Source organism: Collinsella sp. An271 (assembly GCF_002159695.1).
Taxonomy (GTDB): domain Bacteria; phylum Actinomycetota; class Coriobacteriia; order Coriobacteriales; family Coriobacteriaceae; genus Collinsella; species Collinsella ihumii.
Map to the genome: position 1 here is coordinate 56,272 of NZ_NFJE01000006.1, position 26,454 is coordinate 82,725.

17 protein-coding genes are annotated in these 26,454 nt (G+C 67.0%); 9 read left to right on the forward strand and 8 right to left on the reverse strand.

Going from position 1 to position 26,454, the window contains the following annotated elements; genetic code table 11:
* Nucleotides 1-113: 113 nt before the first annotated feature.
* The 4 genes from ligA to B5F74_RS06780 all read left to right on the forward strand — a co-directional run bounded on the left by ligA (nt 114) and on the right by B5F74_RS06780 (nt 6,764).
* A complete protein-coding gene (ligA, locus tag B5F74_RS06765) occupies nt 114-2,291 on the forward strand; it encodes an NAD-dependent DNA ligase LigA (protein WP_239283401.1) in 2,178 nt (725 codons plus the stop codon).
* A 136-nt stretch (nt 2,292-2,427) separates the two neighbouring features.
* Nucleotides 2,428-2,991: a MarR family winged helix-turn-helix transcriptional regulator gene (locus B5F74_RS06770; protein WP_158095713.1), complete on the forward strand. Its 564-nt coding sequence runs from the start codon at nt 2,428-2,430 to the stop codon at nt 2,989-2,991.
* The gene (locus B5F74_RS06775; RefSeq protein WP_087201094.1) at nt 2,984-4,801 is read left to right on the forward strand and encodes an ABC transporter ATP-binding protein; all 1,818 of its coding nucleotides are present in this window, start codon (nt 2,984-2,986) and stop codon (nt 4,799-4,801) included. The genes B5F74_RS06770 and B5F74_RS06775 overlap by 8 nt, the downstream gene beginning before the upstream one ends.
* Entirely contained in the window at nt 4,794-6,764 is a 1,971-nt protein-coding gene (locus B5F74_RS06780; RefSeq protein WP_087201250.1) for an ABC transporter ATP-binding protein, read from the forward strand. The genes B5F74_RS06775 and B5F74_RS06780 overlap by 8 nt, the downstream gene beginning before the upstream one ends.
* 121 nt (nt 6,765-6,885) lie before the next feature.
* Here the strand turns inward: B5F74_RS06780 and yihA are convergent, their stop codons facing one another.
* From yihA to thrC, 5 genes are all read right to left on the reverse strand, one after another.
* Entirely contained in the window at nt 6,886-7,506 is a 621-nt protein-coding gene (gene yihA, locus B5F74_RS06785) for a ribosome biogenesis GTP-binding protein YihA/YsxC (protein WP_087201096.1), read from the reverse strand.
* A 45-nt stretch (nt 7,507-7,551) separates the two neighbouring features.
* Nucleotides 7,552-8,379, reverse strand: a complete 828-nt coding sequence (locus tag B5F74_RS06790; RefSeq protein WP_087201098.1) for a 5'-methylthioadenosine/S-adenosylhomocysteine nucleosidase — start codon at nt 8,377-8,379, stop codon at nt 7,552-7,554.
* A 127-nt stretch (nt 8,380-8,506) separates the two neighbouring features.
* Entirely contained in the window at nt 8,507-9,181 is a 675-nt protein-coding gene (locus B5F74_RS06795; protein ID WP_158095714.1) for a DUF1648 domain-containing protein, read from the reverse strand.
* Nucleotides 9,182-9,280: 99 nt separating this feature from the next.
* Nucleotides 9,281-10,162, reverse strand: a complete 882-nt coding sequence (gene thrB, locus B5F74_RS06800) for a homoserine kinase (protein WP_087201102.1) — start codon at nt 10,160-10,162, stop codon at nt 9,281-9,283.
* A 93-nt stretch (nt 10,163-10,255) separates the two neighbouring features.
* Nucleotides 10,256-11,764 (reverse strand): threonine synthase, encoded by a 1,509-nt coding sequence (gene thrC, locus B5F74_RS06805; protein ID WP_087201103.1) that lies wholly within the window; start codon nt 11,762-11,764, stop codon nt 10,256-10,258.
* A gap of 295 nt (nt 11,765-12,059) precedes the next feature.
* On the opposite strand from thrC, the gene B5F74_RS06810 reads away from it, so the two are divergent.
* The 4 genes from B5F74_RS06810 to B5F74_RS06825 all read left to right on the forward strand — a co-directional run bounded on the left by B5F74_RS06810 (nt 12,060) and on the right by B5F74_RS06825 (nt 16,239).
* Entirely contained in the window at nt 12,060-13,424 is a 1,365-nt protein-coding gene (locus B5F74_RS06810; RefSeq protein WP_087201105.1) for an aspartate kinase, read from the forward strand.
* A gap of 60 nt (nt 13,425-13,484) precedes the next feature.
* Nucleotides 13,485-14,510, forward strand: coding sequence for an aspartate-semialdehyde dehydrogenase (locus B5F74_RS06815; RefSeq protein ID WP_087201107.1), 1,026 nt, complete (start codon nt 13,485-13,487; stop codon nt 14,508-14,510).
* Between the two features lie 70 nt (nt 14,511-14,580).
* Nucleotides 14,581-15,084: a hypothetical protein gene (locus tag B5F74_RS06820; protein WP_204212486.1), complete on the forward strand. Its 504-nt coding sequence runs from the start codon at nt 14,581-14,583 to the stop codon at nt 15,082-15,084.
* A gap of 234 nt (nt 15,085-15,318) precedes the next feature.
* Entirely contained in the window at nt 15,319-16,239 is a 921-nt protein-coding gene (locus B5F74_RS06825) for an AEC family transporter (protein WP_158095715.1), read from the forward strand.
* Nucleotides 16,240-16,673: 434 nt separating this feature from the next.
* Here the strand turns inward: B5F74_RS06825 and B5F74_RS06830 are convergent, their stop codons facing one another.
* Together B5F74_RS06830 and B5F74_RS06835 are read right to left on the reverse strand one after the other, a co-directional pair.
* The gene (locus B5F74_RS06830) at nt 16,674-20,915 is read right to left on the reverse strand and encodes an FtsX-like permease family protein (protein WP_087201110.1); all 4,242 of its coding nucleotides are present in this window, start codon (nt 20,913-20,915) and stop codon (nt 16,674-16,676) included.
* Nucleotides 20,916-20,924: 9 nt separating this feature from the next.
* Entirely contained in the window at nt 20,925-21,626 is a 702-nt protein-coding gene (locus B5F74_RS06835; RefSeq protein ID WP_087201111.1) for an ABC transporter ATP-binding protein, read from the reverse strand.
* A 231-nt stretch (nt 21,627-21,857) separates the two neighbouring features.
* Between B5F74_RS06835 and B5F74_RS06840 the strand changes: the two genes are divergently transcribed.
* Nucleotides 21,858-22,421: a TetR/AcrR family transcriptional regulator gene (locus B5F74_RS06840; RefSeq protein WP_087201113.1), complete on the forward strand. Its 564-nt coding sequence runs from the start codon at nt 21,858-21,860 to the stop codon at nt 22,419-22,421.
* Between the two features lie 217 nt (nt 22,422-22,638).
* Here B5F74_RS06840 and B5F74_RS06845 read toward each other — a convergent pair whose 3' ends face one another.
* Nucleotides 22,639-26,433 (reverse strand): transglutaminaseTgpA domain-containing protein, encoded by a 3,795-nt coding sequence (locus B5F74_RS06845; RefSeq protein WP_087201115.1) that lies wholly within the window; start codon nt 26,431-26,433, stop codon nt 22,639-22,641.
* Between the last annotated feature and the right edge of the window lie 21 nt (nt 26,434-26,454).

Here is a 26,454-nt window from a genome sequence, read left to right on the forward strand (position 1 = left end):
TAAAATCGGCCCCGTCCCCAAATGCGCCACCGGTGGTGTACCCTATGAGGTCGAGTCAAACCGAGTGAAGGGAAGCCATCGTGGAGCAGCAGAGCCTGTTTGGTGACGGTACGTTGGATGCGCCGGTCGAGACGACGTCGGTAGCGGAGCACGATGCGGCCGCCGAGCGCGCTGCCGAGCTGCGCCATCTGCTCGACTACCACGCCTATCGCTATTACATGCTCGATGCGCCCGAGATCACGGATGCCGCATTCGACAAGCTGCTGGTCGAGCTCCAGCAGCTCGAGGCCGCCTACCCCGACCTCGTGACGCCCGATTCCTACACGCAGCGCGTGGGCGGCTACGTGTCCGAGCAGTTCGCCCCGGTGACGCACATGGCGCGCATGTACTCCATGGACGACGCCATGAACCTCGAGGAGCTCGACGAGTGGCTGAAGCGCACCGAGGAGGCGCTGGGCGCGGGGCACGTCGTCTACACCTGCGAGCTCAAGATCGACGGCCTGGGCGTGGCCCTCACGTATCAGAACGGCGCCTTCGTGCGCGCGGCGACACGCGGCGACGGCACGACGGGCGAGGACGTGAGCCTGAACGTCCGCACGATCCGCGATGTGCCCATGCACCTGTCGGAGACGGCCCTCGCCCATATGGGGGCAGACCGGGAGGCGCCCATCGAGGTTCGCGGCGAGGTGTACATGCCCAAGGGCAGCTTTGTGCGCCTGAACGAGGAGGCCGATGCCGAGGGCCGCGATCCCTTCGCCAACCCGCGCAACGCCGCCGCCGGCAGCCTGCGCCAGAAGGATCCGAAGGTGACCGCGCGCCGCGACCTGTCCACGTTCCTGTATGCCGTCGCCGATACCGCGCCGCTGCACGTGGGGTCCCAGCACGAGTTTCTCGCCTGGCTGCGCGACGCGGGCTTCTCGGTCAACCCCAATGTGGCGCGCTGCAATACGCCCGCTGAGGTGCACGAGTTCTGCGCCGAGGCGCTTGCGCACCGAAGCGACCTCGATTACGACATCGACGGCGTGGTCGTGAAGGTCGATTCGTTCGACCAGCAAAACGGCCTCGGCTTCACGGCGCGCGCGCCGCGCTGGGCCATCGCGTTCAAGTTCCCGCCCGAGGAGAAGACGACCGTGCTGCGCGAGATCCGCATCCAGGTGGGGCGCACCGGCGTGCTCACGCCGGTTGCCGAGTTCGACCCGGTGACCGTGGCGGGCTCCACCATCGCGCGCGCGACGCTGCACAACGAGGACGAGGTGCACCGCAAAGACGTCCGCGAGGGCGACACCATCATCGTGCACAAGGCGGGCGATGTGATCCCCGAGGTCGTGGGACCGGTCCTCGACAAGCGCCCGGACGGCGCCGAGCCTTGGCACATGCCGGCAACCTGCCCTGCCTGCGGGGGCCCCGTGGTGCATGAGGACGGCGAGGTCGCCTACCGTTGCGTTTCCATCGATTGCCCCGCCCAGCTCAAGGAGCGCCTGCTCCACTGGGTGAGCCGCGGCTGCATGGATGTCGACGGCGTGGGTGAGGAGCTCGTGGACAAGATGATCGAGGCGGGCCTTCTGCACGACGTGGCGGATTTCTACACGCTGACGACCGACCAGGTCGCGGGGCTCGACACGGGCCGTACCTACCTCAAGGACGATGCGCGCCGCGGCGTGCGCGCCGGCGACCCGATTCCCGTGGGCGCCACGATCGCCGCCAAGGTGATCGACGAGCTCAACAAGTCGAAGGCCCAGCCGCTCGGCCGCGTGCTGTTCGCCCTGGGTATCCGCCATGTGGGCAAGTCCGTGGGCGAGCTCATCGCACAGCGTTTCCTGACCATCGACGCGCTGGTGGCCGCAAGCGAGGAGGATATCGCCGCGATCGACGGCATCGGGCCCAAGATCGCCGAGAGCGTGAAGCAGTTCCTCGCGGTGCCGGACAACCTGGCCGTGCTCGACCGCCTGCGCGTGGCGGGGCTTTCGCTGGAAGAGGACCTGTCGGGTGCCGCCGAGCGCGCGGCCGCCGAGACCGGTGTGGATGCCGACCTGGCCGCCGGCCAGCCGCTGGCGGGTCTCACCTTCGTGCTGACCGGCACGCTGGTCAACCGCACGCGCGACGAGGCGGGCGCGGCGCTCAAGGCGCTTGGTGCCAAGGTGACCGGATCGGTATCCAAGAAGACGAGCTTTGTCGTGGCGGGACCCAAGGCGGGCTCCAAGCTCACGAAAGCGGAGTCGCTCGGCGTACCGGTGCTCGACGAGGACGCGCTCGAGCAGATCCTGGCGACCGGGGAGGTTCCGGCGGTATAGTGCCTTTCCGCAGAAACCGTCGCTTCGTCGCGGGGCACAAAGCATCGCCTCATTGTCCGCAGCCGTGATGTACCGTGACGCGTGAACGGGCTATACTTGATATATCAACTATTGGTATGTCAAAAGGTGCATGCTCATGGAAGAACAGATATCGGAATCGTTTCCACTCGGGTTTTCCCTCACTGATTTTCACATGCAGGTCAGCATGATGTTCCATCTCATGCGGTCGTGCAACCATCCGTACCTGCCGGAACTCGGACTCGGTCCGGGGCAGCCCCGTATCCTGTCGTATCTCGCCGTGCACGGCACGAGCCCCCAGCGCGACATCGCGAGCTATTTCTCCATCGACCCTGCCGCCGTCTCGCGCATGCTCGATACGCTCGGCCGCGCGGGGTTCGTGCGCCTGGTCCCCGGGGAGGATCGTCGGCGCCGTGCCGTCGAGCTCACCGAGAAGGGCGTCGAGGCGGTGTCGCGGTGGGACAAGGTGTGCGCGATGACCGACGAGGTCATGCTTGCGGGCTTCTCGCCCGATGAGCGCGCGGCGCTCGCACGGCTGCTCGACCGCGTTCAGGCCAACATGCGGGCGCATCTGTCTCGCGCCGACGCGGGTCGTGCGCCCGATGGCGCCGAGCCCGCAGGCACGCAGCCGCAGCCCGAAGAGTCGGCCGAGTCCGAAAGCACGGAGGTTCGCCATGTCTGAGATTCGCCTGCTGCTTTCCTACGTGGGACCGTATCGCCGCGACGCGGCGCTCGGAGCGCTGTTCGTCGCGCTCGAGACCTCGCTCGAGCTTCTGATCCCCATGCTCATGGCCAGCATCATCGACGAGGGCATCGCGTCGGGCGACGTGGCGGTCATCATGCGCCAGGGCGCGATTATGCTCGCGCTCGCGCTGCTCTCGCTGGTATTGGGCCTGGGCTATGCGCGGTTCGCCTCCCGTCTCGCCACGGGGCTCGGCGCCCGCCTGCGTCAGGCGGAGTACGAAAAGATCCAAGCGTTCGCGTTCGGCAATCTCGACCGCTACCAGACTTCCAGCCTGGTGACGCGCATGACGACGGACATCACCGTGATCCAAAACGCGATCTCGAGCGGCTTTCGACCCATGGTGCGCGGCCCGGTGCTGCTGATCATGGGGCTTGCGTACGCGAGCATCATGAGCGCCGAGCTCGCCGTCGTGTTCTTCTGCACGATGCCGCTGCTCGGCGTCCTGCTCGGCCTCATCACGTGGCGCGTGGCGCCGCTCTACCGCGACCTGCAGGTGTCGATGGACCATCTCAACAACGTGGTGCAGGAGGACGTGACCGCGGTGCGCGCCGTCAAGGCGTACGTGCGCGGCCCGCACGAGTGCGACGTGTTCGCGGGCGTCAACGGCGAGCTGGCGCGCACTTCGACCAAGACGTTCTCGACGGCCGTGCTCAACCTTCCGGCATTCCAGCTGGTCATGTACACGACGACCGTGCTGGTGCTCGCGGTCGGCGGGCACATGGTGGCGACCGGGGCGCTCGGCGTGGGCACCCTCACGGGCTTCATGAGCTATGTGCTGCAGATCATGAACTCGCTCATGATGATCTCCAACGTGTTCTTGCTGCTCACGCGCGCGCTGACGAGCATCCGCCGCGTGCGCGACGTGCTCGACGAGGTGCCTGAGCTCGCGAGCCCCGCAGACGGGGAGGCGCTCACCGACGTGCCCGACGGATCCGTCGAGTTCCGCGACGTGAGCTTCAAGTACAGCGCGGCCGCGGAAGAGGACGTGCTGGAGCACGTGTCCCTGCGCGTGCCGAGCGGTGCGACCGTGGGCGTGCTCGGCTCGACAGGTTCGGGCAAAAGCTCGCTCGTGCAGCTGATCGCGCGCCTGTATGACGCGACGGACGGTGCGGTGCTGGTGGGCGGCCACGACGTGCGCGCCTACGACCTCGCGTCCCTGCGCGATGCGGTGGGCGTCGTGCTGCAGAAAAACGTGCTGTTCACCGGCACGGTGGCCGAGAACCTGCGCTGGGGCGATGCCGACGCGACCGACGAGGAGCTGCTCGAGGCGTGCCGCCTGGCCTGCGCCGACGAGTTTTTGGACCGCATCGGCGGCCTGGCGGGTGACTTGGGCCAGGGCGGCGCCGGCGTGTCGGGCGGCCAGAAGCAGCGCCTGTGTATCGCCCGCACACTGCTCAAGCGCCCGCGCGTCCTGATCTTCGATGACTCGACGAGCGCGGTGGACATGGCGACCGAGGCGAAGATCCGCGCCAATCTGGCGAGCATCCCGGGCGTGACGACGATCATCATCGCCCAGCGCATCACGTCGGTCATGGACGCCGACGAGATCTTCGTGCTGGACGACGGACGCGTGCATGCGCACGGCACGCACGCCGAGCTTCTTGCAAACGATAGCATCTACCAGGAGATCTACGCCTCTCAGATGGAACATGCGGAGGATGGCGCGCTCGCGGGCGCAGCTGCGTCGGCCGATGCGCGCACCGCGTCGCCCGTCGATGTCGAGGAAGGGGGTGAGCGCCGTGGCTAGGACGACTGCGCAGGCGCGACCGAACGATCTGCGCCACACGGTGGGCCGCCTGCTCGCCTACATGGGCCATGCGAAGCTCTCGCTGCTGGTGGTGGCGGTGCTCGTATCCGTGGCGGCGCTGGCCAACCTGTTCGGCACCTACATGGTGCGCCCCGTGGTGAACGCCCTGTCCGAGGGGCGCGCCGACGAGCTGCCGGGCCTGGTGATGCTGACGGCGGGCGTGTACGCGATCGGCGTTGTGTCCGCCTTCGGCTACACGCAGACGATGGTGCGCGCGGCCCAGAAGGTCGTGTTCGACATCCGCCGCGACCTGTTCGCGCATATCCAGACGCTGCCGCTGTCGTATTTCGACCGCACGCGCACCGGTGACGTGATGAGCTACTTCACCAACGACGTCGACACGGTGGCCGAGGCCCTGAACAACAGCTTCGCCAACGTGATTCAGGCGTTCATCCAGATGGTCGGAACGCTCGCCGTGCTGTTCGTGCTCAACTGGCAGCTCACGCTCATCACGGTCGCGTGCAACGTGGTCATCGCCCTGTACGTGCGCTTTTCCGGCGGCCGCAGCAAGGCGTTCTTCGCGCGCCAGCAGGACGCGCTGGGTTCGCTCGACGGCTATATCGAGGAGATGGTCGCAGGCCAGAAGGTCGTCAAGGTGTTCAACCACGAGGCGGCGAACGTCGCGGAGTTCGCCGAGCGCAACGACGACCTGCGCCGCGCGGGCGCCTCGGCGCAGAACTACGCCTTCACGATGGTGCCCACTACGGTGTGCGTGGGCTACATCAACTACACGATCGTGGCCGTCGTGGGCGCGATCCTGGCCGTCAACGGCATGGCCGACGTGGGCGCGCTCGCGAGCTACCTGGTGTTCGTGCGCCAGGCGACGCAGCCCATCAACCAGTTCACGCAGCTGGGCAACTTCCTGCTGAACGCGCTTGCCGGCGCCGAGCGCCTGTTCGCCGCGATGGAGCTTGAGCCCGAGGTCGACGAGGGTGAGGTCAGGCTCGTGCGCACGGGCGGGGACAGCTGGGCATGGCAGCTTCCCGACGGCGTGGGCGTGGGCGCGTACGGCGCGCTCGTTCCGCTGGCCGACGGTGCCTCCGCCAACGCGGCGGGGACCGATGGCGCGAGCGAGAAGGGGGAGCTTGCGGCCGTGCAGTCGGGAGCGGTCGCGCAGCAGGCCGCGCTCGGCGCGGACGGCACGGTGCTCGCGTGCGGGCGCATCCCGCTGCGCGGCGACGTGCGCTTCCACGACGTGGACTTCGGCTATGTGCCGGGTCGCCTGGTCCTGACGAAGCTCAACCTGTTCGCCAAGCCGGGGCAGAAGATCGCCTTCGTGGGCTCGACCGGTGCGGGCAAGACCACGATCACGAACCTCATCAACCGGTTCTACGAGATCAACGGGGGCGAGATCACCTTCGACGGCATCAACGTGCAGCATATCGCCAAGGACGACCTGCGGCGCTCGCTGGGCATCGTCTTGCAGGACACGCACCTGTTCACGGGGACGATCGCGGACAACATCCGCTTCGGCAAGCTCGATGCGACCGACGAGGAGGTGCGCGAGGCCGCCAGGGCCGCCTGCGCGGACTCGTTCATCCGCCGTCTGCCGCAAGGATATGACACCATGGTGACCTCGGACGGCGCGAACCTGTCGCAAGGGCAGCGGCAGCTGCTCGCCATCGCGCGCGTCGCGGTGGCCGATCCGCCGGTGCTCATCTTGGACGAGGCGACGTCGAGCATCGACACGCGTACCGAGAAGCTGATCGAGCGCGGCATGGACCGCATCATGGAGGGCCGCACGACGTTTATGATCGCGCACCGTCTGTCGACCGTGCGCAACGCCGATGCGATCATGGTCCTCGAGCACGGCAAGATCATCGAGCGCGGCACTCATGAGCAGCTGCTCGCGCAGCACGGCGAATACTGGGAGCTGTACCAGGGCCTCAAAGAGCTCGACTAGCCGATTTTTTAGGGACAGGTGATTTTTTCTCAAAAAGCGGGGCGCCTCGCGGATCAGGAAATGATTCCTCTTCCGCGAGGCGCCCCGCCCTTCGTGTTCGGAGGCCCTGTGGGCGTCCTGCCTACTCCTCGGCCGGCTCGTCCTCGTCCTCATCGAGGCAGGCGGCCTCGATACGGCGCTTGAGCTCGTCGATGCCCTGGCCGGTTGCCGAAGAGGTCACGATGATGTCCTCGGCGGGCACGTTGAGCTGCTTGCGGATGGTGGCGAGCTGGCGGCCCTGCTGGCTGCGCGAGAGCTTGTCGGCCTTGGTCAGCGCCACGACGAACGGATAGCCGCCCTCCTGCAGAAACTCGATCATCTGGTGGTCGAGCTTGCTGGGATCGTGCCGGATGTCGACCAGCGAGACGACCAGGTTGAAGCTGCGCTCCATATCCAGGAAGTCGAAGATGAGGTCGGCCCAGCGCTCGCGTTCGGATTTGGAGCGCTGCGCAAAGCCGTAGCCGGGCAGGTCGACGAAGTGCACGCCGTCGGCGACGAAGAAGTTGACGTTGCTCGTCTTGCCCGGCGTGCTCGACACCTTCACGAGGTTCTTGCGGTTGAACAGCTTGTTCATGATGGAGGACTTGCCCACGTTCGAGCGGCCGACGAAGCACACCTCCGGGCAGGTCGAGGGCGGGATCTTGGAGGCGTTGCCGTAGCTCGCGACGAACTTGGCGGTCTGGTAGCGGATGGCGTCGGTCATAAGGGAACTCCTTGGTCGGTGGTCGCTCTCAGTCGGCGGGGTGCCTTATTCGGCGTCGTGGTCGCGCAGGCCGAGCTTGCCCGCCAGGCGACGGATGATGGCGAGCGTCAGGCCGCTCGCGCTGCGCGCGTACTCGTCCAAATCGAAGGTGCGCTCGCAGAAGGCGTCGTACGCCTCATCGCAGTTGTCCGAGATGGCGCGCAGCACCAGGCAGTCGATGCCGCATTTGGCGGCGACGTGGGCGACGGCGGCGCCTTCCATCTCGGCGCAATCGGCGCCCGTCGCCTCGATGACGGCGCGGCGCAGCTCGTCTCCGGTGATGAAGCGGTTGCCGGTCGCGATGGTCCCGCGCAGGTAGCGCTGCGGCTCGGCGTCGGTGTTGTTGCGGCGGTACGGGGAGGCGTCCGCGATCTCGCGCGCGGCGCTTCCGGGCGCGGTGAGCCGCTCGTCGAGCGCGGCGTCGATGTAGCCGTGGGCAACCAGGACCTCCTCTGCCACGTCGACGAGGTAGTCGCTGGAGGTGAACTCCTCCAGCCCGGGCGCCGACTCGGCGATCAGGGAGGTGTCGGTGTCGATGTAGCGCAGGCGCTCGCCGATGACGACGTCGCCGATGTGCAGCGCGGGGTTGAGGCCGCCGGCGATGCCGGAGAAGATGAGGGCGTTGGCGCCGTAGCGGGTCACAAGGTACTGGGACGCCGCCGCCGCGTTGACGGTGCCCATGCCCGCCGTGGTGGCGACAAGGTTGAACCCGTGGTACTCGCCGCCCACGATGGTGAGGCCTGCCTCCTCGGCGACGGTGCCGTGCTCGATCTCCTGATAGATCTGACGGACTTCCTTCTCCAGAGCGCCGATGATGGCAATCGTCGGGGTCATGCGCATCTCCTGTCCTCGCTTGCTTGCTGGCTCCCTATGGTATCAGCTGGCCGCGGACATCGCGCATTCTCCACTGCGGGGCATGGGTTGAAATGAACCCGTCCCCAAATGACCCATGCCCCGGCTTTTACAGCCAGCGCTTGAGCAGCACGAAGACGAAGACCATGGCGACGGCTGCGATCGCGGCCTGGCCGACCTGGATCATGGTGCCGCTGAGCACGAGCGCGGAGAGCACGGCCATGACGGCGCCGGCGACAACCATGATGGCGCCGGCGATGCGCTGCGCATGGTACTGCTCTTCCAGCAACATCTCTGCGTCCTCGGGCATGTTGAGGGCTCGCAGCGCAAGCAGGATGCCCGCCACCAGGAAGATCGCGGGCACGCCGAGCACCTGCCAGGAAAGCGTCGCCGTCTCGATGGCGCCGCCGGCGGCTTCGGGTGTCAGGGCGCCCGTGATCCAGCAGATAAGCGAGACGAGCCCGACGAGCGAGACGCAGATGCTCGACACGACCATGACGGCGCGCTCGCCAAGCGACCCGTTCAGAAACGAGACGCGCTCGTCGCCCGTGGTGCGCCGTGCGCCAAAGAGAAGGCCGCCGCTTGCAAGGAACGTGACCGCCGGCACCGCGACCATCTCGACCTTGGACCCCCAGCGGTCGATCCCTTCGGCGCCCCAGTGCGCGGGGATGATATCGGGCAGCATGCCCCATGAGACCGCCAGCGCGATGGCGGGGGAGAGGGCGAGCAGGAGGCACACGGCGGTGACGACGGGTGAAAGCGGCTTATCGGTGGGTTCGTCCATGATGGGCTCCTCGTGAACAGGGTCTGAATCCATCAATCATAGCCGTTCGATGCGGTCACGGCCTGTATCGAATGTGCATCCCGCCGCGCCGCCCGCTTATCACAGGTACTCGATCTGGGCGCCTTCCGTGTCGCACGTCAGGATATGCGTCGCGCAGCCAGGGAAGCTCTCCTGCAGCCTCACCTGCAGGAACTTGGCGACGATGGTGTCGTCGGTCACGGCCATGAGCGTGGAGCCCGAGCCGGAGATCCACAGCGTCTTGGCGCCGCCGGCAAGGCACGTGCGGCGAATCGCGTCGTAGTCGGGAATGAGCGGCCGGCGATAGGGCTCCTGCAGGCGATCGTCGTTGGCGGCGGCGATCAGGTCGGTGTCGCCGGTCTCCAGGCCGCGCGTCATGCCGGCGATGCGGCCCATCTGCCATACGGCGCTCGACAGCGGGATCTGCTGGGGCACGACCTTGCGCGCCTCGCTCGTATGGACCTCGTAGGGCGGGATGATGGTGATGAAGCGCAGGCGGTCGGACACCTCGTAGCGCAGGCAGCGGGGAAGGTCCCCTTCGGGGGTGAACGAGCAGACGGCTCCGCCGAGGATGGCGGGCGCGACGTTGTCGGGATGGCCCTCGACGGCGGTGGCGATGCGGACGAGCTCGGCGCGGTCGACCGTGTGGCCGGTGAGCGCAGCCGCGGCCATGATGCCGGCGACGACGCAGGTCGAGCTCGAGCCCAGGCCGCGGGCGACGGGCACCTCGGTCTGGATGTCGATGGATACGGGGAACGGCTCCTCGTCCCACTCACGCAGCGCGTCGACGAACGAGACGTAGACGAGGTTGTCCTCGTTTCGGAACTCCTCGGGGCACCCGGTGATGGTGAGGCGCTCGGCGCGGTCGAAGGTGAAGTGCGAGTAGAGCGACACCGCCATGCCGAGCGTGTCGTAGCCGATGCCCAGGTTCGCGCTGGTGGCCGGAACGGTGATCTTGATCATGCAAACTCCAATCAGACCGGGTCCGTCGCGTCTGCGCGGCGCCGCAGGCCGCCTTCGCGCACGGCGCGCGGACGCGACGCGGATGCCCGGCGGTTACAGGTTCAGGGCCGCGTGCTCCACGAAGGCGCCCATGGCGTCCACGTCGACCACGTCGGTGTGGAGAGTCGGCTTCTGCTGCAGCGTCGCGAGCTGGGCGGGCGGCGTGGTGCCCGTCGCCTTGGCGAGAACGTCCATGCAGGCGAAGTCGCTCGGAGGGCAGAACAGGCCGAGCGCGCCGGCGACGGCGCGCGGGAACTTGTAGGGGCTTGCCGTGGACAGCAGCACGCGCGCGGCGGTGCCGGGGGAGGCGGGGAGCTCTTCGAGCACGTGGTAGCCGCAGGCGGTGTGCGGGTCGATGACGTAGGCGTTGGCGTCCCAGCAGTCGCGGATGGCAGCGGCGACCTGGTCCTCGTCGGCCCAGCCGCACCCGAAGACGTCCTGGATGCGGGCGAGCACCTCGGCGGGGACGGTGTAGGACCCGCCGTCGGCGAGGCCGGCCATGAGGTTCGCCACGAGCTCGCAGTCGCCGTCGGCCGCGTAGTAGAGCATGCGCTCCAGGTTGGACGAGATCAGGATGTCCATGGAGGGCGAGGTGGTGGTGAAAAACGGCCGCTTGCGGTCGTAGGTGCCGGTGGTGAGGAAGTCGAACAGGACGTTGTTCTTGTCGCTCGCCACGATGAGGCGGCTGACGGGCAGGCCCATGCGGCGCGCATAGTAGCCGGCGAGGATGTCGCCGAAGTTGCCCGTGGGCACGCAGAACTCGACGGCGTCGCCCGCCTTGATCGCGCCGGCGCGCAGCAGCTGCGCGTAGGCGGCGAAGTAGTACACGACCTGGGGCACGAGGCGGCCGACGTTGATGGAGTTGGCGCTCGAGAGGACGACACCGGCGTCGGCCAGGCGTGCGGCCAGCTCCGTATCGGCGAAGATGCGCTTCACGGCGCTCTGGGCGTCGTCGAAGTTGCCGCGGACGCCGCAGACGGAGACGTTCGCGCCCTCCTGCGTGGTCATCTGGAGCTCCTGCACGCGGCTGACCTTGCCCTCGGGGTAGAACACGGTGATGCCGCAGCCCGGCGCGTCGGCGAATCCGGCGAGCGCCGCCTTGCCGGTATCGCCGGAGGTGGCGGTCACGATCATGATCTTCTCGCCCGCGTTGTCGCCCGTGCCGGTGCGCGCCATGAGGCGGGGCAGCATCTGCAGGGCCACGTCCTTGAAGGCGCTCGTGGGGCCGCCGAACAGCTCGAGCACGTAGGTGGAGACGCCGTCGGCGTTGGGCGCCTGCTTGAGCGGGACGAGCGGGGTGACCTCCTCGCTCGCAAACGTGCCGCCGTACGCCTCCTCCACGCACGCCGCGATCTCGTCGGCGGTGTAGTCGGGAAGCAGGATGCCCAGCACCTCGCGGGCGAGCTCGAAATAGCCCTTGGATGCGAGCGTCGCGACGTCGATGGTGGTCTCGCCGAGCGCGTCCGAGACGTACAGGCCGCCATCGGGCGCGATGCCGCGGCGAATGGCTTGCTTGGCGGTGCACGTGGCTTCACGGGAGCGCGTGCTGTGGAACAGACCCATCGGGAACCACCCCTTTATCTAACAAAAGTGAATCGTGGAGATATCGTAGCAGAGCGGTCGCGGTCTGCGCGGTTCTCGCGGTGCATCCGGGTTGCGATACCAGCGGCTGAACACAGGACGTTTTCCGTTTGGAAACAAATGGACGACGTTTCGCACCGGTTTTGACCCTCGACGAAACGGCTAGTACACTTGCACCTACTAAAGTGGCTCCTGCTATCTGTCGCGTCCGCGCTGCATCGCCGCAGCGGGTCTTCGGGCGGCCGGTGGTGGATTTTCGGGGAAGGTTAGTCGGTTCATGATCAAAGTTGCCAAGTTCGGCGGCTCCTCCGTCGCGGACGCCGAGCATTTCAGGAAGATCAAGGGGATCATCGATGCGGATCCCGCGCGCCGTTTCGTCGTCGTGTCCGCGTGCGGGCGCCGGCGCAGCGGGGACGCCAAGGTCACCGACCTGCTGTATCTCGTGAACGCGCACGTCAAGTACAGCGTGTCGTGCGACGACCTGCTTGACGACATCGTGCAGCGCTATGTCGATATCGCCGACGAGCTCGGCCTTTCCTATCCCATCCGCGAGGAGATGGCCGCGTTTTGCGACAAGGCCCGCACCGGCGGGTTCAGCACCGAGGAGCTCGTCAGCCGCGGCGAGTACTTCACGGCGCGCCTGATGGCCGAGTATCTCGACCTGCCGTTTTTGGACGCCGCCGACGTCGTGGCGTTCCATCATGACGGCACGCTCTCGATGGAGCGCACGGCCAAGTTGCTCGACGAGCGTGCCCCGCGCGGCGGTTTCGTGATGCCGGGCTTCTACGGCGCCACGCGCGAGGGCCGCATCTGCCTGCTCGACCGCGGCGGCGGCGACATCTCCGGCTCGATTCTCGCCAAGTGCCTCGGTGCCGACCTGTATGAGAACTGGACCGACGTGTCGGGCTTCTATTCCGCCGACCCGCGCATCGTGCCCGAGGCTCAGCCCATCGGCCGCATCACCTACGAAGAGCTGCGCGAGCTTTCCTACATGGGCGCGTCGGTGCTGCATGAGGAGGCCATCTTCCCGGTGCGCGAGGCGGGCATCCCGCTCGTGATCAAGAACACGAACGCGCCGTCCGATCCCGGGACGATCATCTCCGAGCACGCCAAGGAGGGCGAGAGCGAGCCCATCATCACGGGCGTGTCGGGCAAGCGCGGCTTTTTGGCCATCAACGTCGCGCGCGACCGCACGACGAGCCGCATCGGCTTCATGCGCCGCGCCCTGTCGGTGTTCGAGCGCTACAACGTGAGCGTCGAGCACATGCCCACGGGCGTGGACCAGTTTGCAGCCGTCGTTCAGGCCGATGACGTGCACGATTCGCTCTACTCGATCATCGCCGACATCCAGGAGGAGGTCCAGCCGCTTCAGATCGAGGTCGTGGAGGACTTGGCGCTGATCGCCACGGTCGGACGCAACCTGCACGGTCGCGCCGGTGTGGCAGGACACCTGTTCGGCATGCTCGGTCAGGCGGGCGTGAGCGTGCGCATGATCACGCAGGGCTGCGACGAGATCAACATCATCGTCGGCGTCGAGGAGAAGGATTTCGAGACGGCGATTCGCACGATCTACAAGGCGTTCTCCGATGAGAACGGCATCGTCGAGACGTCGGACCTGGAGCCGACCCCGCAGCCGTTTTAGGGAATCAATCGGCCGCTGATTCCCCAGCAAACCACCGGTCCGGTATATGGGAGGGACATCATGAAGCAGTACACCGTAGCGATTCTCGGTGCGACGGGCGCCGTGGGAACGCAGATGGTCCAGTGCCTGGAGGAGCAGAACTTCCCGGTGGGCAAGCTCAAGCTGCTCGCCAGCGCGCGCTCTGCCGGCAAGAAGGTCGCCTTCGCCGGCGGCGAGGTCGAGATCGAGGAGGCCCGTCCCGAGGCGTTCGAGGGCTGCGATATCGTGCTGGGTGCCGTCGATGACGATATCGCGCGCGATATGCTGCCGAAGGCCGTCGAGGCGGGTGCGGTCGTGGTCGACAACAGCCACGCGTTCCGTCTCGACCCGGATGTGCCCCTGGTCGTTCCCGAGATCAACGCCGAGGACATCTCGTGGCACCATGGCATCATCGCCAACCCCAACTGCGCGACGATCATCGGCTTGGTGCCCACCTGGCCGCTGCACAAGGTCGCCGGCGTCACGCGCATGATCGTGTCGACCTATCAGGCCGCGAGCGGCGCCGGTGCGCCGGGCATGGCCGAGCTCGAGGCGCAGATTGCCGCCATGGGTCGCGGCGAGGCCATCCCCGAGCCTCGTGCGTTCGCGGCCCAGCTCGTGAGCAACCTCATCCCGCAGATCGGCGGCTTCAAGGAGGAGGGCTACACCTCCGAGGAGATGAAGCTGCAAAACGAGGGCCGCAAGATCATGCACCTGCCCGAGCTGCGCGTGAACTGCACCTGCGTGCGCGTTCCGGTGCTGCGCTCGCACTCCGAGAGCGTCACGCTCGAGTTCGAGCGCGACATCACGCTCGAAGAGGCGCGCGAGGCCTTGGCTGCCGCCCCGGGCGTGAAGCTCGTCGACGACCGCGAGGCGGCAAGCGCGCACGACCGCTATCCCATGCCGATCGACACGTCCGACCAGGATCTGATCTGGGTCGGCCGCCTGCGTCGCGATATCTCCAATCCGAACACGGCGCGCGGCATCACGTTCTGGTGCTGCGGCGACCAGATCCGCAAGGGCGCTGCCACCAACGCCGTTCAGATCGCCAAGTTGCTGACCGAGTAGCCGCACCCGATAACGGGGCGAACTTTTGGGGACAGTCCCTTTTTATTCACGGCGGCGCACACGCGCCGCCGTGAATAAAAAGGGACTGTCCCCAAAAGTGAGCCTGGCGCGCTTCCTCTCCCGCTTCGCCTCGTCCTCGACGGCCGGTATCGGCGTGAACAGCCCCTATAAGATGCAGTTCGCCATCAACGAGGTCGGCGCGGCGCGCGTGATCTGGGCGGCAGTTTGCGCGGGCGTGGGCAAGCTGCTCGGGCACCGGGGCGTGTTCTACAAGATGGTTGGCCAGGAGGTATCCGGTCTCGATGGGTTCTACGACCATGAGTTCGAGGAGTACGGCGAATACGGCATCCGCATCCCCGCGGAGCCCGACCGCGTGTGCGACGAGGTCGAGGCCGAAACCGGCGTGCAGATGATGATCGTCGACGCCAACGACCTCAACGTCGAGATCTTGGGGCACGCATCGTCCGTCGACCTCGACGAGGATACGCTCAAGGCCCTCATCGCCGACAACCCCGCAGGCCAGTCGCGCGAGCTCACGCCGTTCATCTTGATTCGCCCGCTGCCCGAGCGCTGATTGACGGTCATCCGGCTTTCGCCATGCGAGACGTGCGTAAGGGCTGAATCGACTGCCCCCTGTGCCTATGCCCTCGTTCATTCATGAATGAACGAGGGACTTTTCGGCGTCTGTGCAGGATTCGTTTATTTAACACCTCTACAATTTCATGAATGAACGGGCTCTCGCGGTGCCGGCTCGGGGCGCTGTGCCACAATAGTCGCGTTTGTGTAGATGCGCGGGGGAGCGAAGACGATGTCGGTTGCAGCGACGATGCCTATCATGATCACGCAGGTGGTCGCCATGTTCATCATGATGCTGATCGGGGCGATTCTGTATCGCGCCAAGCTTGTCGACAACACGGGCTCGGCGCAGCTGGCGAGCATCGCCCTTTACGTCGCCACGCCCGCCGTGATCCTGCAGTCGCTCGCCACGAGCTTCGACCCCGACAAGCTTGCGGCGGGCGCCGCCTGCTTCGTACTGTCGTTCCTGTTCACGGCGCTCTCCGCTTTCGTGGCGTGGCTGTTCTTCCGCGATCGCATGCGCGCCGCGCAGATCGGCATCATGATCTCCAACATGGGCTTCATGGGCATCCCGCTCGTGCAGAACGTCCTGGGCGAGCAGTACGTGTTCTACATCTCCGCGTGCATCGCTGCGCAGGTGCCGCTCATGTGGACCTATGGCGTCTGGCTCGCCTCGCAGGATAGGGCGACCATCTCGCCCAAAAAGATCATCACGAACCCCTCGGTGATCGCGGTGGCGATCGGCGTCGTCCTGTTTTTGAGCTCGGTCGACCTCGGGGGCGTCATCAAGGTCGCCGTGGCCGACATGGGCAACCTCAACACGGGCCTCGCGATGCTCGTGATGGGCACCTACCTCGCGCAGACCGACCTGCGCAGCCTGGCGAGGAACCGAAACCTCTATGCCGCGTGCATCCTGCGCCTGCTGGTGGTGCCGACCCTCGTCATCGCGCTTCTGCTGTTCGTGCCGCTGGATATCACGGTGAAGCTCGTGGTGGTCATCGCGCTGTCTGCGCCGTGCGGCACGGTGTCGGCGATGTTCCCGCAGATGTTCGGCGGCGACTACCGCTTCGGCGCCGGCTTGGTCTCGGTGTCCACGCTCATGTCGCTCATCGTCATGCCCGCGCTGCTCGCCGTGAGCCTTGTCGTGCTGTAGGTGCCCGCACGATGGCTGCGGGCAGCGAGGCGTGCCGTAAAGGTGATGCTTCGTTGGTCTTGCAAACGCACAGCCTTGATCAAGGGCCCTTCGCTTTCAGTGGGTCGACTGCTCAGGCGGCCTCAAATTGTATATTCCCATTAAGAAACTGCATAATAATCCGTTTCGGGTAAAACCCACCGAGGCGGTAGGCTGAGTTTGGTGCGATTTTTGAGGCAGCTTTTCCCACATGCGCCGCACCCCTCAGCATTTCCGCAGGAAACAACTGGGCAAATGCCGAGGGGTGCGGCGCATGTGGGCAGAAGGCACCGAAAAATCGCACCAAACTCGATATACACGTTTTTCGGGGGCGGGCGTCCCGAATCCTCATCTCGCAAACAGCCCCGCGGCACCAAGAGGCGCCGCGGGGCTGTCACCCAAACGCCCTCGTCGCGCTACTCGACGCTCTTCAGCGCCTCGATCATGTCGATGCGGTTGAGGGTGCGGTTGGTGATGAGGTTCACCACGAGCGCGAACACGAGCGGCAGCACGGCGGCTATCACGTAGCTCACGGGCGTCACCACGGTCAGGAAGCTGATCGAGGGCATACGCAGCACGTGGAGCAGCGCATCGCCCAGGACATAGCCGAGCGGCAGGCCGCATACGATGCCGATGCACGTGAGGATGATGGTCTCCTTGTTCACGTAGTGGTGCACCTCGCGCGGACGGAACCCGAGGACCTTGATGGTCGCCAGCTCGCGCTCGCGCTCGGAGATGTTCGTGGTGGACAGCGTGAACAGCACGGCGAAGGCGAGGGCCGCAGCCATGCCGAGGACGATGGCGACCACGGCGTTGATGAGCATGAACGACTGGCTGAAGTCGTCGGCGAGCTCGTCGGTGCTCGTGACCGAGAGGTAGCGGGAATCGTCGCTCATTTCGTCATAGAGGCTTGCCGCGTCATCGGCGCTGTTGCAGATCACGAGCATGCCGTTGGGGGCGAAGCTCCCGTCCGAGGCGAGGGCGGGGGCGTCGTCGCCGAACGCCGCGCGATAGGCGGTCGCGCTCATGTAGACGTAGTTGCCCAGGTAGTTGCGGACGATGGCCGCGGCCTCGATGTCGGCTTGGTTGAGCTGGGAATCCTGCAGCGACAGCGTGTCGCCGACGGCGAACCCGAGCACCTCGGAGGCGTTTTGCGTGATGACGGCGCCCTCGTCGGGAAGGTCGATGCTCGCCGAGGTGTCGCGCGAGGTCACGCCCATGAATTCGGAGAGCTTGTCGGAGGTGGCGTAGTCGTCGGGCACGACGATGAGCTGCACGGTCTCCTCGTCCTCGCCGTATTTGAGCGTCGTCGAGTCGAGATAGATGCGGACCATGCTGTCCACGCGGGAGTCGTCGGCCACCTCGGCGGCGACGGCGTCGTGGTCGCCGGATTCGGTGACCGCCATGAGGTCGTAGTGCGCGATGCGCTCGTACTGCTCGGGAACGAGCTCGGCGACCGAATCCTTGATGGCGAAGCCGCAGACGATCAGCGCCGTGCAGCCCATGATGCCGGCAACGGTCATGAGGAAGCGGCGCTTATAGCGGAAGAGGTTGCGCGCCGTGACCTTGTTCAAAAACGACAGGCGGCTCCAGATGAAGGGGATGCGCTCGAGAAGGATGCGCGAGCCGGAGCGCGGCGCCTTGGGGCGCATGAGCGCGGCGGGGGTGCGGCGCACCTCGGAGCGGCAGGCGAGGTAAGCGGTGCCGGCGATGGCGACGATGAAGATGAGCGAGCCGCCGAACCCGTAGAGCGGATCGAACAGGAACGGGTAGCTCGGCAGCAGGTACATGATGTCGAATACCCAGAAGATGAAGGCGGGCAGCGCGATGAAGCCCAAGAACAGGCCGACGATGCAGCCGGCGGCGCACGCGGCGAGCGCGTAGGTCAGGTACTTGGCGAAGATCTCGCCGTTGCGGTAGCCCAGCGCCTTGTAGGTGCCGATAAGGCCGCGCTCCTCCTCGACGAGGCGCGTGATGGTGGTCAGCGACACAAGCACCGCGACGATCAGGAACACGATGGGGAACAGGGTGCCGATGGCCTCGATGGAATCGGCGTCGCTCGATATGGAGGAATAGCTCGACAGCGATGAGCGCGGCTGGACGTACCAGGTCGCCGCGTCGATGGCGTCGATATCCGCCTGCGCGTCGGCAAGCTCGGCTTCGGCGTCGGCAAACTGCTCGTCCGCCTCGGCGCGGCCGTCCTGCCATTCGGCGAGACCGTCTTGGTACTCGGCGAGGCCGTCCTCGTAGTCCGCCCGGCCCTGATCGAGCTCGGCCTGAGCGTCGACGAGCTCTGCGCGGGCGTCAGCGAGCTGCGCAGCACCCTCCTCGAGCTCGGCGCGCGCCGACGCGATCCTCGCCTCAAGCTGCGCATATGCCGTGGCGCGCCCTTCCGCGAGCTGCTGTTCCAAGGTCTGTTGCGCAGCCGTCCGCTGATCGGCGATGGTCTGGTCGAGCGTGGCGAGAGCGGAGGCGTACTCGGCCTCCATGCGGGCATCGAGCTCCGCCTGCGCGGCCGCGCGCTGCTCCTCGATCTGCTGCTTCAGGGTCTCGAGGGCGGAGGCGTACTCTGCATCGAGCTTGGCATCCAGCTCCGCCTGCGCGGCCTCGCGCTGCTCCTCGATCGTCTGCTTGAGCGTGTCGAGCGCGCTTCCGTACTCTTCCTCCATGCGTGCGTCGAGTTCGGCCTGCGCGGCCTCGCGCTGCGCTTCGATCGTCTGGTTCAGCTGGTCCAAGGCCGCTTGGTATTCTGGAGCGATGCGCTCTTCGATCTCCTTGATGCCCTGTTCGCGGGCGGCCTCGATGGGGGCGTATGCCTTCTGCTTGGCGGATTCGATTTCGGCGTTGACGCCATCGATGCTCGCCTGGATCGTGGCGGCCTGCTCCTGCTCGCTCGCCAGCATGCTGTTGAGGGCGTCGAGCCCTCCGACCTGCGAATCGAGGATGTTGAGCGTAAGCTGGTACGCGGCGCGCTGCTCTTCGAGTTCCGCCTTCGTCGCCTCGTAGCCCTCATCGTTGGGGTCGAGGGCCGCAAGCTGGGCGTCGACGCTCTCGATGCCGGCGAGCGCCTCCTGGTAGGAGGCGATGTTCCCGCTGGTCTGCTCGATGGCCGCCTGGATCTGCTCGAGCTGCGTGGTAAGAGACTGCAGGTTGTTGTAGGCGGGAGCGAGCTTCTCTTCCAGCTCCGCTTCGGCTTGGTCGCGGGCGGGCTGGAGCTTCTCATCGAGCTGGGCGATGGCATCGGCGCGCGCGGCGTCGAACTTCTCGTCGATGGTGGCCTTGCCCTGCTCGTATCCCGCCTCGATCTGGGCGTCGAGCTCGGCCTGAGCCTCCTGGCGCGCTGTGTCGAATTGGCTGTCGAGTTCTTCGAGGCCCTGCTGGTACCCCGCCTCGATCTGGGCGTCGAGCTGGTCTTGGGCTTCCTGCCGCGCTGCGCCGAACTGCTCGTCGAGCTGCGCAAGCCCGGTCTGATAACCCTCCTCGATGCCTGCATCGAGCTGATCTTGGGCCTCCTGGCGCGCCTCATCGAACTGGCGGTTCAGCTCGATGAGCCCGCTCTCGCGGCCTGCCTCGATCTGCTCGTTGAGCGTCTTCTGGGCATCTTCGCGGGCCTGGGCGAGCTCGGCTTCCACCTGGGCGCGGCCCGTGGCCTCGCCGTCGGCGAGCTGGGCGCGGCCGTCTGCAAGTTCCTGCTCGCTCGAGGCGATCTGCGCCCAGCCGTCATCGAGCTGCGCCTGCCCGTCGGCCAGCTCGTCCGCGGCATCTGCGAGTTGCGCCGCCGCGTCGTCCAGCTCCGCCTTGCCGTCGGCCAGCTCCGCCTCGGCATCGGCGCGCTCCTGCTCATACTCGGCGCGCGCGTCGTCGAGCTCTGCCTGGGCATCGCCCTTGACGCGTGCCGTGCGCGCGGCCTCGCGGTCGTCGCGGATGGTGTCCTCGATGCGGTCGGTGACGGCGCGGACCGCTGATGTGTACTCGTCCGAGAAGCACGCCATGCCCTCGGTGCCCTCGAGCGTGAGGTAGGCGACCGTGTAGGAGTCGGTGTTCTCGACGGCGCCTGGGGCCACGATGAACGTGTAGTCGGACGTGGAGCTCGAGCGGAACGACAGCTCGGGGTTGTTGACGTCGGACGCGTCGATCACGATGCCGCAGATGGTGTAGGGGTGGCGCGCGAAGATCGCCTCGTCCGCGTTCTCCGCCTCGTCGATCTCGACGGCGTCCCCGATGTCCAGCCCGCTCGCGTCGATGAACTTCTGCGTGACGGCGACCTCGTCGGCACGCTGGGGCACCGCGCCCTCGACCACATGGGGGACGTTCAGGCCCGATTCCGACAGTGCCTTGACCTCGACCGACGCATGGGAGCCGTCCACGGTCGTGTAGGCGGTTTCGCTCCAGCCGCCCTCGACGCCGGCGACGCCTTCGACGTCCTCGAGCGCCGCGAGATCGTCATCATCGAGGCCGAGGGTCGAGAGCACCTGCACGTCGAAGAGGTTCTGCTCATCGAAGAAGCGGTCGGCCGCTTCGCGCAGATCGGAGCACGATGCGCGCAGGCCGCAGAACATGGCCACACCGAGGGCGCAGATCACCGCGATGGAGACGAAGCGCTTGAGGTTGTTGCGTATCGTTCGGGCAGTATCCTTGCGGGCGGCTGTGGCCATCATGTCACCTGCCTACCACTCGATATCGGCGATGGGGGTGGGTGCGGGATTGGTGGTCATCTCCGTCACCTGGCCGCTCTTGAACCGGATGAGGCGGTCGGCCATAGGGGCGAGCGCCGAGTTGTGCGTGATGATAACGACGGTGATGCCGTCGTGGCGACAGGTGTCCTGCAGAAGCTGGAGAATCTGCTTGCCGGTCTGGTAGTCGAGCGCGCCGGTGGGCTCGTCGCACAGCAGCAGCTTGGGGTTCTTGGCGAGTGCGCGCGCGATGGCCACGCGCTGCTGCTCGCCGCCGGAGAGCTGGGCGGGGAAGTTGTTCATGCGCTCGGCGAGCCCGACGTTGGCGAGGGTGTCGGCCGCATCGAGCGAATCGGGGCAGATCTGCGCCGCGAGTTCGACGTTCTCCAGAGCCGTGAGGTTGGGCACCAGATTGTAGAACTGGAACACGAAGCCCACGTCCGCGCGCCGGTACTCGACCAGCTCGGCGTTGCTCGCGCCGGAGATGTCGCGGCCGTCCACGCGCACGGTGCCCGACGTGGCCGTGTCCATGCCGCCCAGGATGTTCAGCGCGGTGGTCTTGCCGGCGCCGGAGGCGCCCAGGATGACCGCGAGCTCCCCCTTCTCGACGGTGAACGTGGCGCCGTCGAGCGCGTGGATCTCCGCCTCGCCCTGCCCGTAAACCTTGTGCACGTCGGTGAACTCGATGTATGCCATGAGCGTTTCAGCTCCTCAGATTACTCGACAGCGTGTTGTCTAAACATCACTTGCATCTAGTATAGAAGAGGAGAAAGGCGGAGGGGAGAGCTGCTCGACATTCCGGCAGGGATTGTCGAGTCGCCGAACCGTTGCCCGATAGTCAACGTGGCGAAACACTCCGTTTACAGTGATACGGTAGGGTGGTGGTAATAAGGAATGCATGGAAATAAGCGGCATTAAGGAAGATCGATGAGAAAACCGTCGCAGGCAGCGGAGCTCACGCGTGCCAACATGACCAAGGCGTTTTGGGACCTGTACATGGTGAAGCCCATCGAGAAGATCACCATTCGAGAGATAACCGACCATGCGGGCTATAACCGCGCGACGTTCTACCTGTACTATCGCGACGTCTACGACCTGTTCGAGCAGATCGAGGACGACATTCTCGATCAGGTCCGTACGTTGGTTCAGGACCGCCTGCTCGCAGGGGATACGCTCGACTTCAGCCATCATATGGGCATGATTCTGGAGCTCGCCCAGCGTTTTGACGGATACCTGCCGCGGCTCATGAACGGCGACCCGAGCTTCGGCGACCGCCTCAAGGAGATCATCGCGCCGCTGCTCGACCGCTTCATCCTGCCGGAATGCGGCCTGAGCGAGGCGGAGCAGGGCGTGCTGCGCGAGTTCTATCTGTCCGGGCTGCTGGGGGCCATCACGCAGTGGATGTCGTCTGAGCGCCGCATGCCCATCAATCGCCTGATCGAGCTGCTGGTCGCGGCCGCGATTCCGTGCGAGAGCGTCGCTCGGGCGTAGGCGCGCGGCTGCTGCGCCCGAGCGGCGCCGGTGTGGGGTGCGCAATCAGAGGGAGGGGGTCAATGACACAGAATGGGCGATTTGGCACGCTAAAAGGGGTTAATAAACGCTCTTAGCGTGACATTTTGCCCATTCTGTGTCATTGACCCCCCTCCCTCTTGTGCCTCCGAGCGTGACATTTTCGCGCAACGGCGACATTTCGGGGGTGCCGAATGGATCAATCTGCGCCATCTTGGGCATCCGGCTGCTCCTCGAGTGCCGCGCGCAGGTCGCTCAGGGCGCGCTGGAGCGCCTCCGCGTCCTTGATGAAGTTATCCGGCTGGTCGTAGCGGGCGCGGCAGACGGCGTCTGCGAGCGAGCGTGCCGCGTCGGACGCGCGCGGGGCCCTCTTCGCCACGGCGCCCGCGATGTCCTCTTCGGTGGCGTGTGCAGGCCAGGCGACATCATACGTTCGCGCCATATGGAGCATCTCGGACCAAGCGGCCTCGGCGGCGCGCGCCGGCTGCGAGGTGGCACCGGCCACGGCGCGCATGCGCCACGCGTGGCGAGCGCGCCGTATCGCACGGGGGCCGAGAAGGATCGCCGCGATGATCGCGCCCGCGCCTGCAAACGGCGCCGCCTGCCGTGCGACCGCGGCAACCTGGCTGAGCGCGTGCTGAACGGGGTCGGCCGCATCGCTGCGCCCGCCGTCGCCGCCGCTGTCGGCCTGCTGCGCCGGGGTGTCGGGCTGGACGGGCGCGTCCGGCGTGAGGGGGGATGCAGGCGTGGTCGCATCTTGCTGCGTGGAGTCGGGCTCGTCCTGTTCGATGAGCGTTCGCCCGATCGACGCCTCGGGAAGCTCCCCTTGCCCGGGCGTCACGTCGAAGGGGACCCAGCCGACCCCGTACAGATAGGCTTCGGTCCATGCGTGCAGGTCGCGGTTGGTGACCACATAGGTATCTCCCGCCTGCCCATCGGACGTGCGGTATCCGAGCGCGATACGCGTGGGCACGCCGAGGGCGCGGCCCAGCACCGCGAACGCCGAGGCGTAGTGCAGGCAGTACCCCTCTCCGGAATCCAAAAACGACGCGATAACCTGCAGGTTGTTTTGACCGTCTCCGTCCGGGGCATCGAGGGAGTACGTGAAGCGCGGGTCGTTGAAGTATTCGAGCAGAAACTCCAGCGACGTGAGCTCACCCGTGAGCTCGTCGTATTCATCGCGCGGAGCGATTTGGGACGCCAGGTCGACGACGCGTGCGATCTGGTCCGGCAGCTCGTCGGGAAGCGCGAGGTAGGCTCCATCGACTTCTGCGTGATCCTGGTCCAAAAGCTCCTGCCAGGAGTCGCGCCGAGCCTGCCAATCGCTTGTGGTGTCGCCGGGGCTCGCGGACCAGATTCTCGACTGGAGCGAGCCGATCAGCATCCCGCCGATGCCGCTCAGCGAGCTGCTGTCGGTGATCGGGGAGATGTAGGCCGCGTCGACGGCATAGACCTGGCTGCGGTTCGTGATGGCCTGCGTGCCGAATACCGACCCGTCGGGGCTCCAGCGCCAGTCGCCCTGCGACTGGTCATCTGCCGTCTGCGTGTCGTACGCGCCGATGGGAAGGGGCGCGAACCGCGAGGAGAGCGCATCGATGCTGATGTGCGCGCTGATGCTGCGGATGCTGCCGACCGAGGTCGCGTTCGTGTTGCGCACCGTCTCGATGGCGGCATCGGGGCTCGTCCACGAGCCGGGCAGCGCCTGGGGCATGTCCTCGGTGGGGTCCGCAGGGGAGAAGAGCTGCTCGAGCAGGCCGCCGGAGCCCGCGGAGGGGGCCGCGTCGATGCGCCAGACGTCGCCCGAGAAGTCTCCGAGCGTGGTCAGGCGCAGGTAGAGCGCCTGGCGCGAGGTGGTGGTGTAGGTGAGGGCGATGGTCTCCTGCGGTCGCGTAAGGTCGCGCTTGAGATCCATGATGGGACTCACCGTGTTCGAGGCGAGCACGTTCGATTGAAGGCCCGTGTCGAGGGGAAGCCGCTGCGCGTCGGCTGCGGCTTGCGGCGCGAGCAGGCATGCGACGATGGTCGCCGCCGCGCAGGAGGCGAGCGCGGTCGGCCGCAGGGACGCCAGCGCGCCGAGGGGGCCGCGCCGCTGCGCGCCCGGCTGCGCGCTGACGGGCCGGTTGTCGGCGCTTCCCGCGCACGCGAAGGCGCGCAGGGCGAGCCCGCAGAACACGGAGATGGCGATGTGGGAGAACTCGCTTGCCACGCCCATGAAGACGAAGCGCACGGCGAGTAGCGCTAGGGGCAGGCAGGCGACGGCCGGTCGCGGCCTGTGCGAGACGAGCAGCACGTGGAGGACCGCAGCGACAGGTGCCATGAGGAGCACGAGCGCGGCATCGGAGACAGGGCCGCAGCTGACCGGGACCCACTGTCCGAAGTACAGGTCGTATATGCCCCGCGCGCAGACCGGCGCGATCCAGCCGAGGCCGCCGCCGTTCCCGTCGATGCCGAGCTGCTCGAGGGACGTTTCGGGCGAGAAGACGTCGAGCGAGGCGTTCATGCCGATGAGGGACGCCGCGCCGAATGCGGCGCTGCCGCATATCAGCAGCAGGACCGAGGCGTATATCCCCATGCGGACGGCAGGGCGCGTCCGCGTGCGCGGCAGCCAGCGGACGCAGGTCGCCTCCAGCGCCACGATGATGCTCACGACCTGGCCGAATAGCCACCAGGCCCCGGGCTCGATGAGCGTCGCTGCAAGGGAGAAGGTCTCCAGGAGCACGACGACGCAGCAGAGCGCGGATGCCAGCGCGGAGCCTGCGGTCGGCGCTGGGGCGCTCACTGCGCCCCGGCGGCGCCTGCGGGCGCGGTGCGGACGTGAAGCGTCCTCGCGGTGCCTGCTCGCCGCATCCGGCGCCTCCGGGCCGCCCGTCGCACGCGGGTGGACCACGGCAAGCTGGCTCGACGCGATCTGCGATCGCAAGGCGTCCTCGAGCGCGCCGGCCACGCGATCGGTGATCAGGACGACGGGGCGCGCGGCGCCAGCTGCCCCGGCGCCGTGGAGCGCGTCGCGCGCGATCTGGGCGCTGCGACGGGCGGCCTCGCGGCGACGGGCCTCCCCGCCCTGCGGCGCATCGGGCTGCAGGGCGGCGAGGAGCCTGCCGACCCGGTGCATGCCGACCGCGCGTGCGCGCCCGTCGGTCACGAGCACCTCGTCGCGCGCCCCTCGCTGCGCGGCGAGGCGGACAGAGGCGGTGTACGCCTCCGCGGCGAGCGATTCGATATCGTCGACCTTGAGCGTATCGACGACAACGACGGGATAGACGTTGTGCTCCCGCTCGAGCTCGAAGGACATCAGCTGGCCGTGGTGCGCGCTCTGGCGCCATGAGATCGCGCGCAGCGGGTCGCCCTTCTCGTAGGGCCGGACCAGGGCGGATGAGCGCTCGCGGACATCTGCGGGCGCAAGCGCGGGCGCACGGCCGGCGAGCCGGTCGATCTCGGGTACGGGCAGGTCGTGGGCGCGCGGGGGAATCCACATCTCGCGGGTGGACGCGACGGCCCTCCGCGTGATCCAGAATCCGAACAGGTCGCGCGTGCGCACCGCGCTTCCGCCGGTGCAGTACAGGCCGCGATTCTCGGGCTCCGCGTCGCCTGCGACCTGATCGATGACGCGTCCGCGCTGGTCGAGCCTGAGCCACGTCGTCTGGATGCTGACCGGTCGCGCCGCGATCGCGCGAAGGACGCGCGCGCCCGCGGATCCACGGGCTCCGTCCTGGTCCCCCTCGCACCACGTGGGGCTGAGCGCCCAGCCGAGGATCGCGCTGGCCAATCCCCACGCGAGCGCGCAGGCCAGCGCGACGCATCCCGCCATCAGGGCGATCGACGCCGTCCCCGCGCTCAGGACGAGCAGGACCGCGGCGATCTCGAACGCGATGACGGCGGCGACGGTGGGCCGCAGAGGAAGGGGGCGCGCTGCGAGCCTGCGTCGCGCGCGCCGCACGTTGCCCGCAACGGTCCTGAGAGCCGGTGCATCGGGTTTCGTGGCGCGGCGCGACATGGGGCCCTCCGGTCGCTCGGG

Excerpts from the sequence above, each read along its gene's own strand:
- B5F74_RS06770 (WP_158095713.1), top strand. The coding sequence starts at position 2,428 with ATGGAAGAACAGATATCGGAATCGTTTCCACTCGGGTTTTCCCTCACT.
- B5F74_RS06775 (WP_087201094.1), top strand. The coding sequence starts at position 2,984 with ATGTCTGAGATTCGCCTGCTGCTTTCCTACGTGGGACCGTATCGCCGC.
- yihA (WP_087201096.1), bottom strand. The coding sequence starts at position 7,506 with ATGACCGACGCCATCCGCTACCAGACCGCCAAGTTCGTCGCGAGCTAC.
- B5F74_RS06790 (WP_087201098.1), bottom strand. The coding sequence starts at position 8,379 with ATGACCCCGACGATTGCCATCATCGGCGCTCTGGAGAAGGAAGTCCGT.
- B5F74_RS06795 (WP_158095714.1), bottom strand. The coding sequence starts at position 9,181 with ATGGACGAACCCACCGATAAGCCGCTTTCACCCGTCGTCACCGCCGTG.
- thrB (WP_087201102.1), bottom strand. The coding sequence starts at position 10,162 with ATGATCAAGATCACCGTTCCGGCCACCAGCGCGAACCTGGGCATCGGC.
- thrC (WP_087201103.1), bottom strand. The coding sequence starts at position 11,764 with ATGGGTCTGTTCCACAGCACGCGCTCCCGTGAAGCCACGTGCACCGCC.
- B5F74_RS06810 (WP_087201105.1), top strand. The coding sequence starts at position 12,060 with ATGATCAAAGTTGCCAAGTTCGGCGGCTCCTCCGTCGCGGACGCCGAG.
- B5F74_RS06815 (WP_087201107.1), top strand. The coding sequence starts at position 13,485 with ATGAAGCAGTACACCGTAGCGATTCTCGGTGCGACGGGCGCCGTGGGA.
- B5F74_RS06825 (WP_158095715.1), top strand. The coding sequence starts at position 15,319 with ATGTCGGTTGCAGCGACGATGCCTATCATGATCACGCAGGTGGTCGCC.
- B5F74_RS06830 (WP_087201110.1), bottom strand. The coding sequence starts at position 20,915 with ATGATGGCCACAGCCGCCCGCAAGGATACTGCCCGAACGATACGCAAC.
- B5F74_RS06835 (WP_087201111.1), bottom strand. The coding sequence starts at position 21,626 with ATGGCATACATCGAGTTCACCGACGTGCACAAGGTTTACGGGCAGGGC.
- B5F74_RS06840 (WP_087201113.1), top strand. The coding sequence starts at position 21,858 with ATGAGAAAACCGTCGCAGGCAGCGGAGCTCACGCGTGCCAACATGACC.
- B5F74_RS06845 (WP_087201115.1), bottom strand. The coding sequence starts at position 26,433 with ATGTCGCGCCGCGCCACGAAACCCGATGCACCGGCTCTCAGGACCGTT.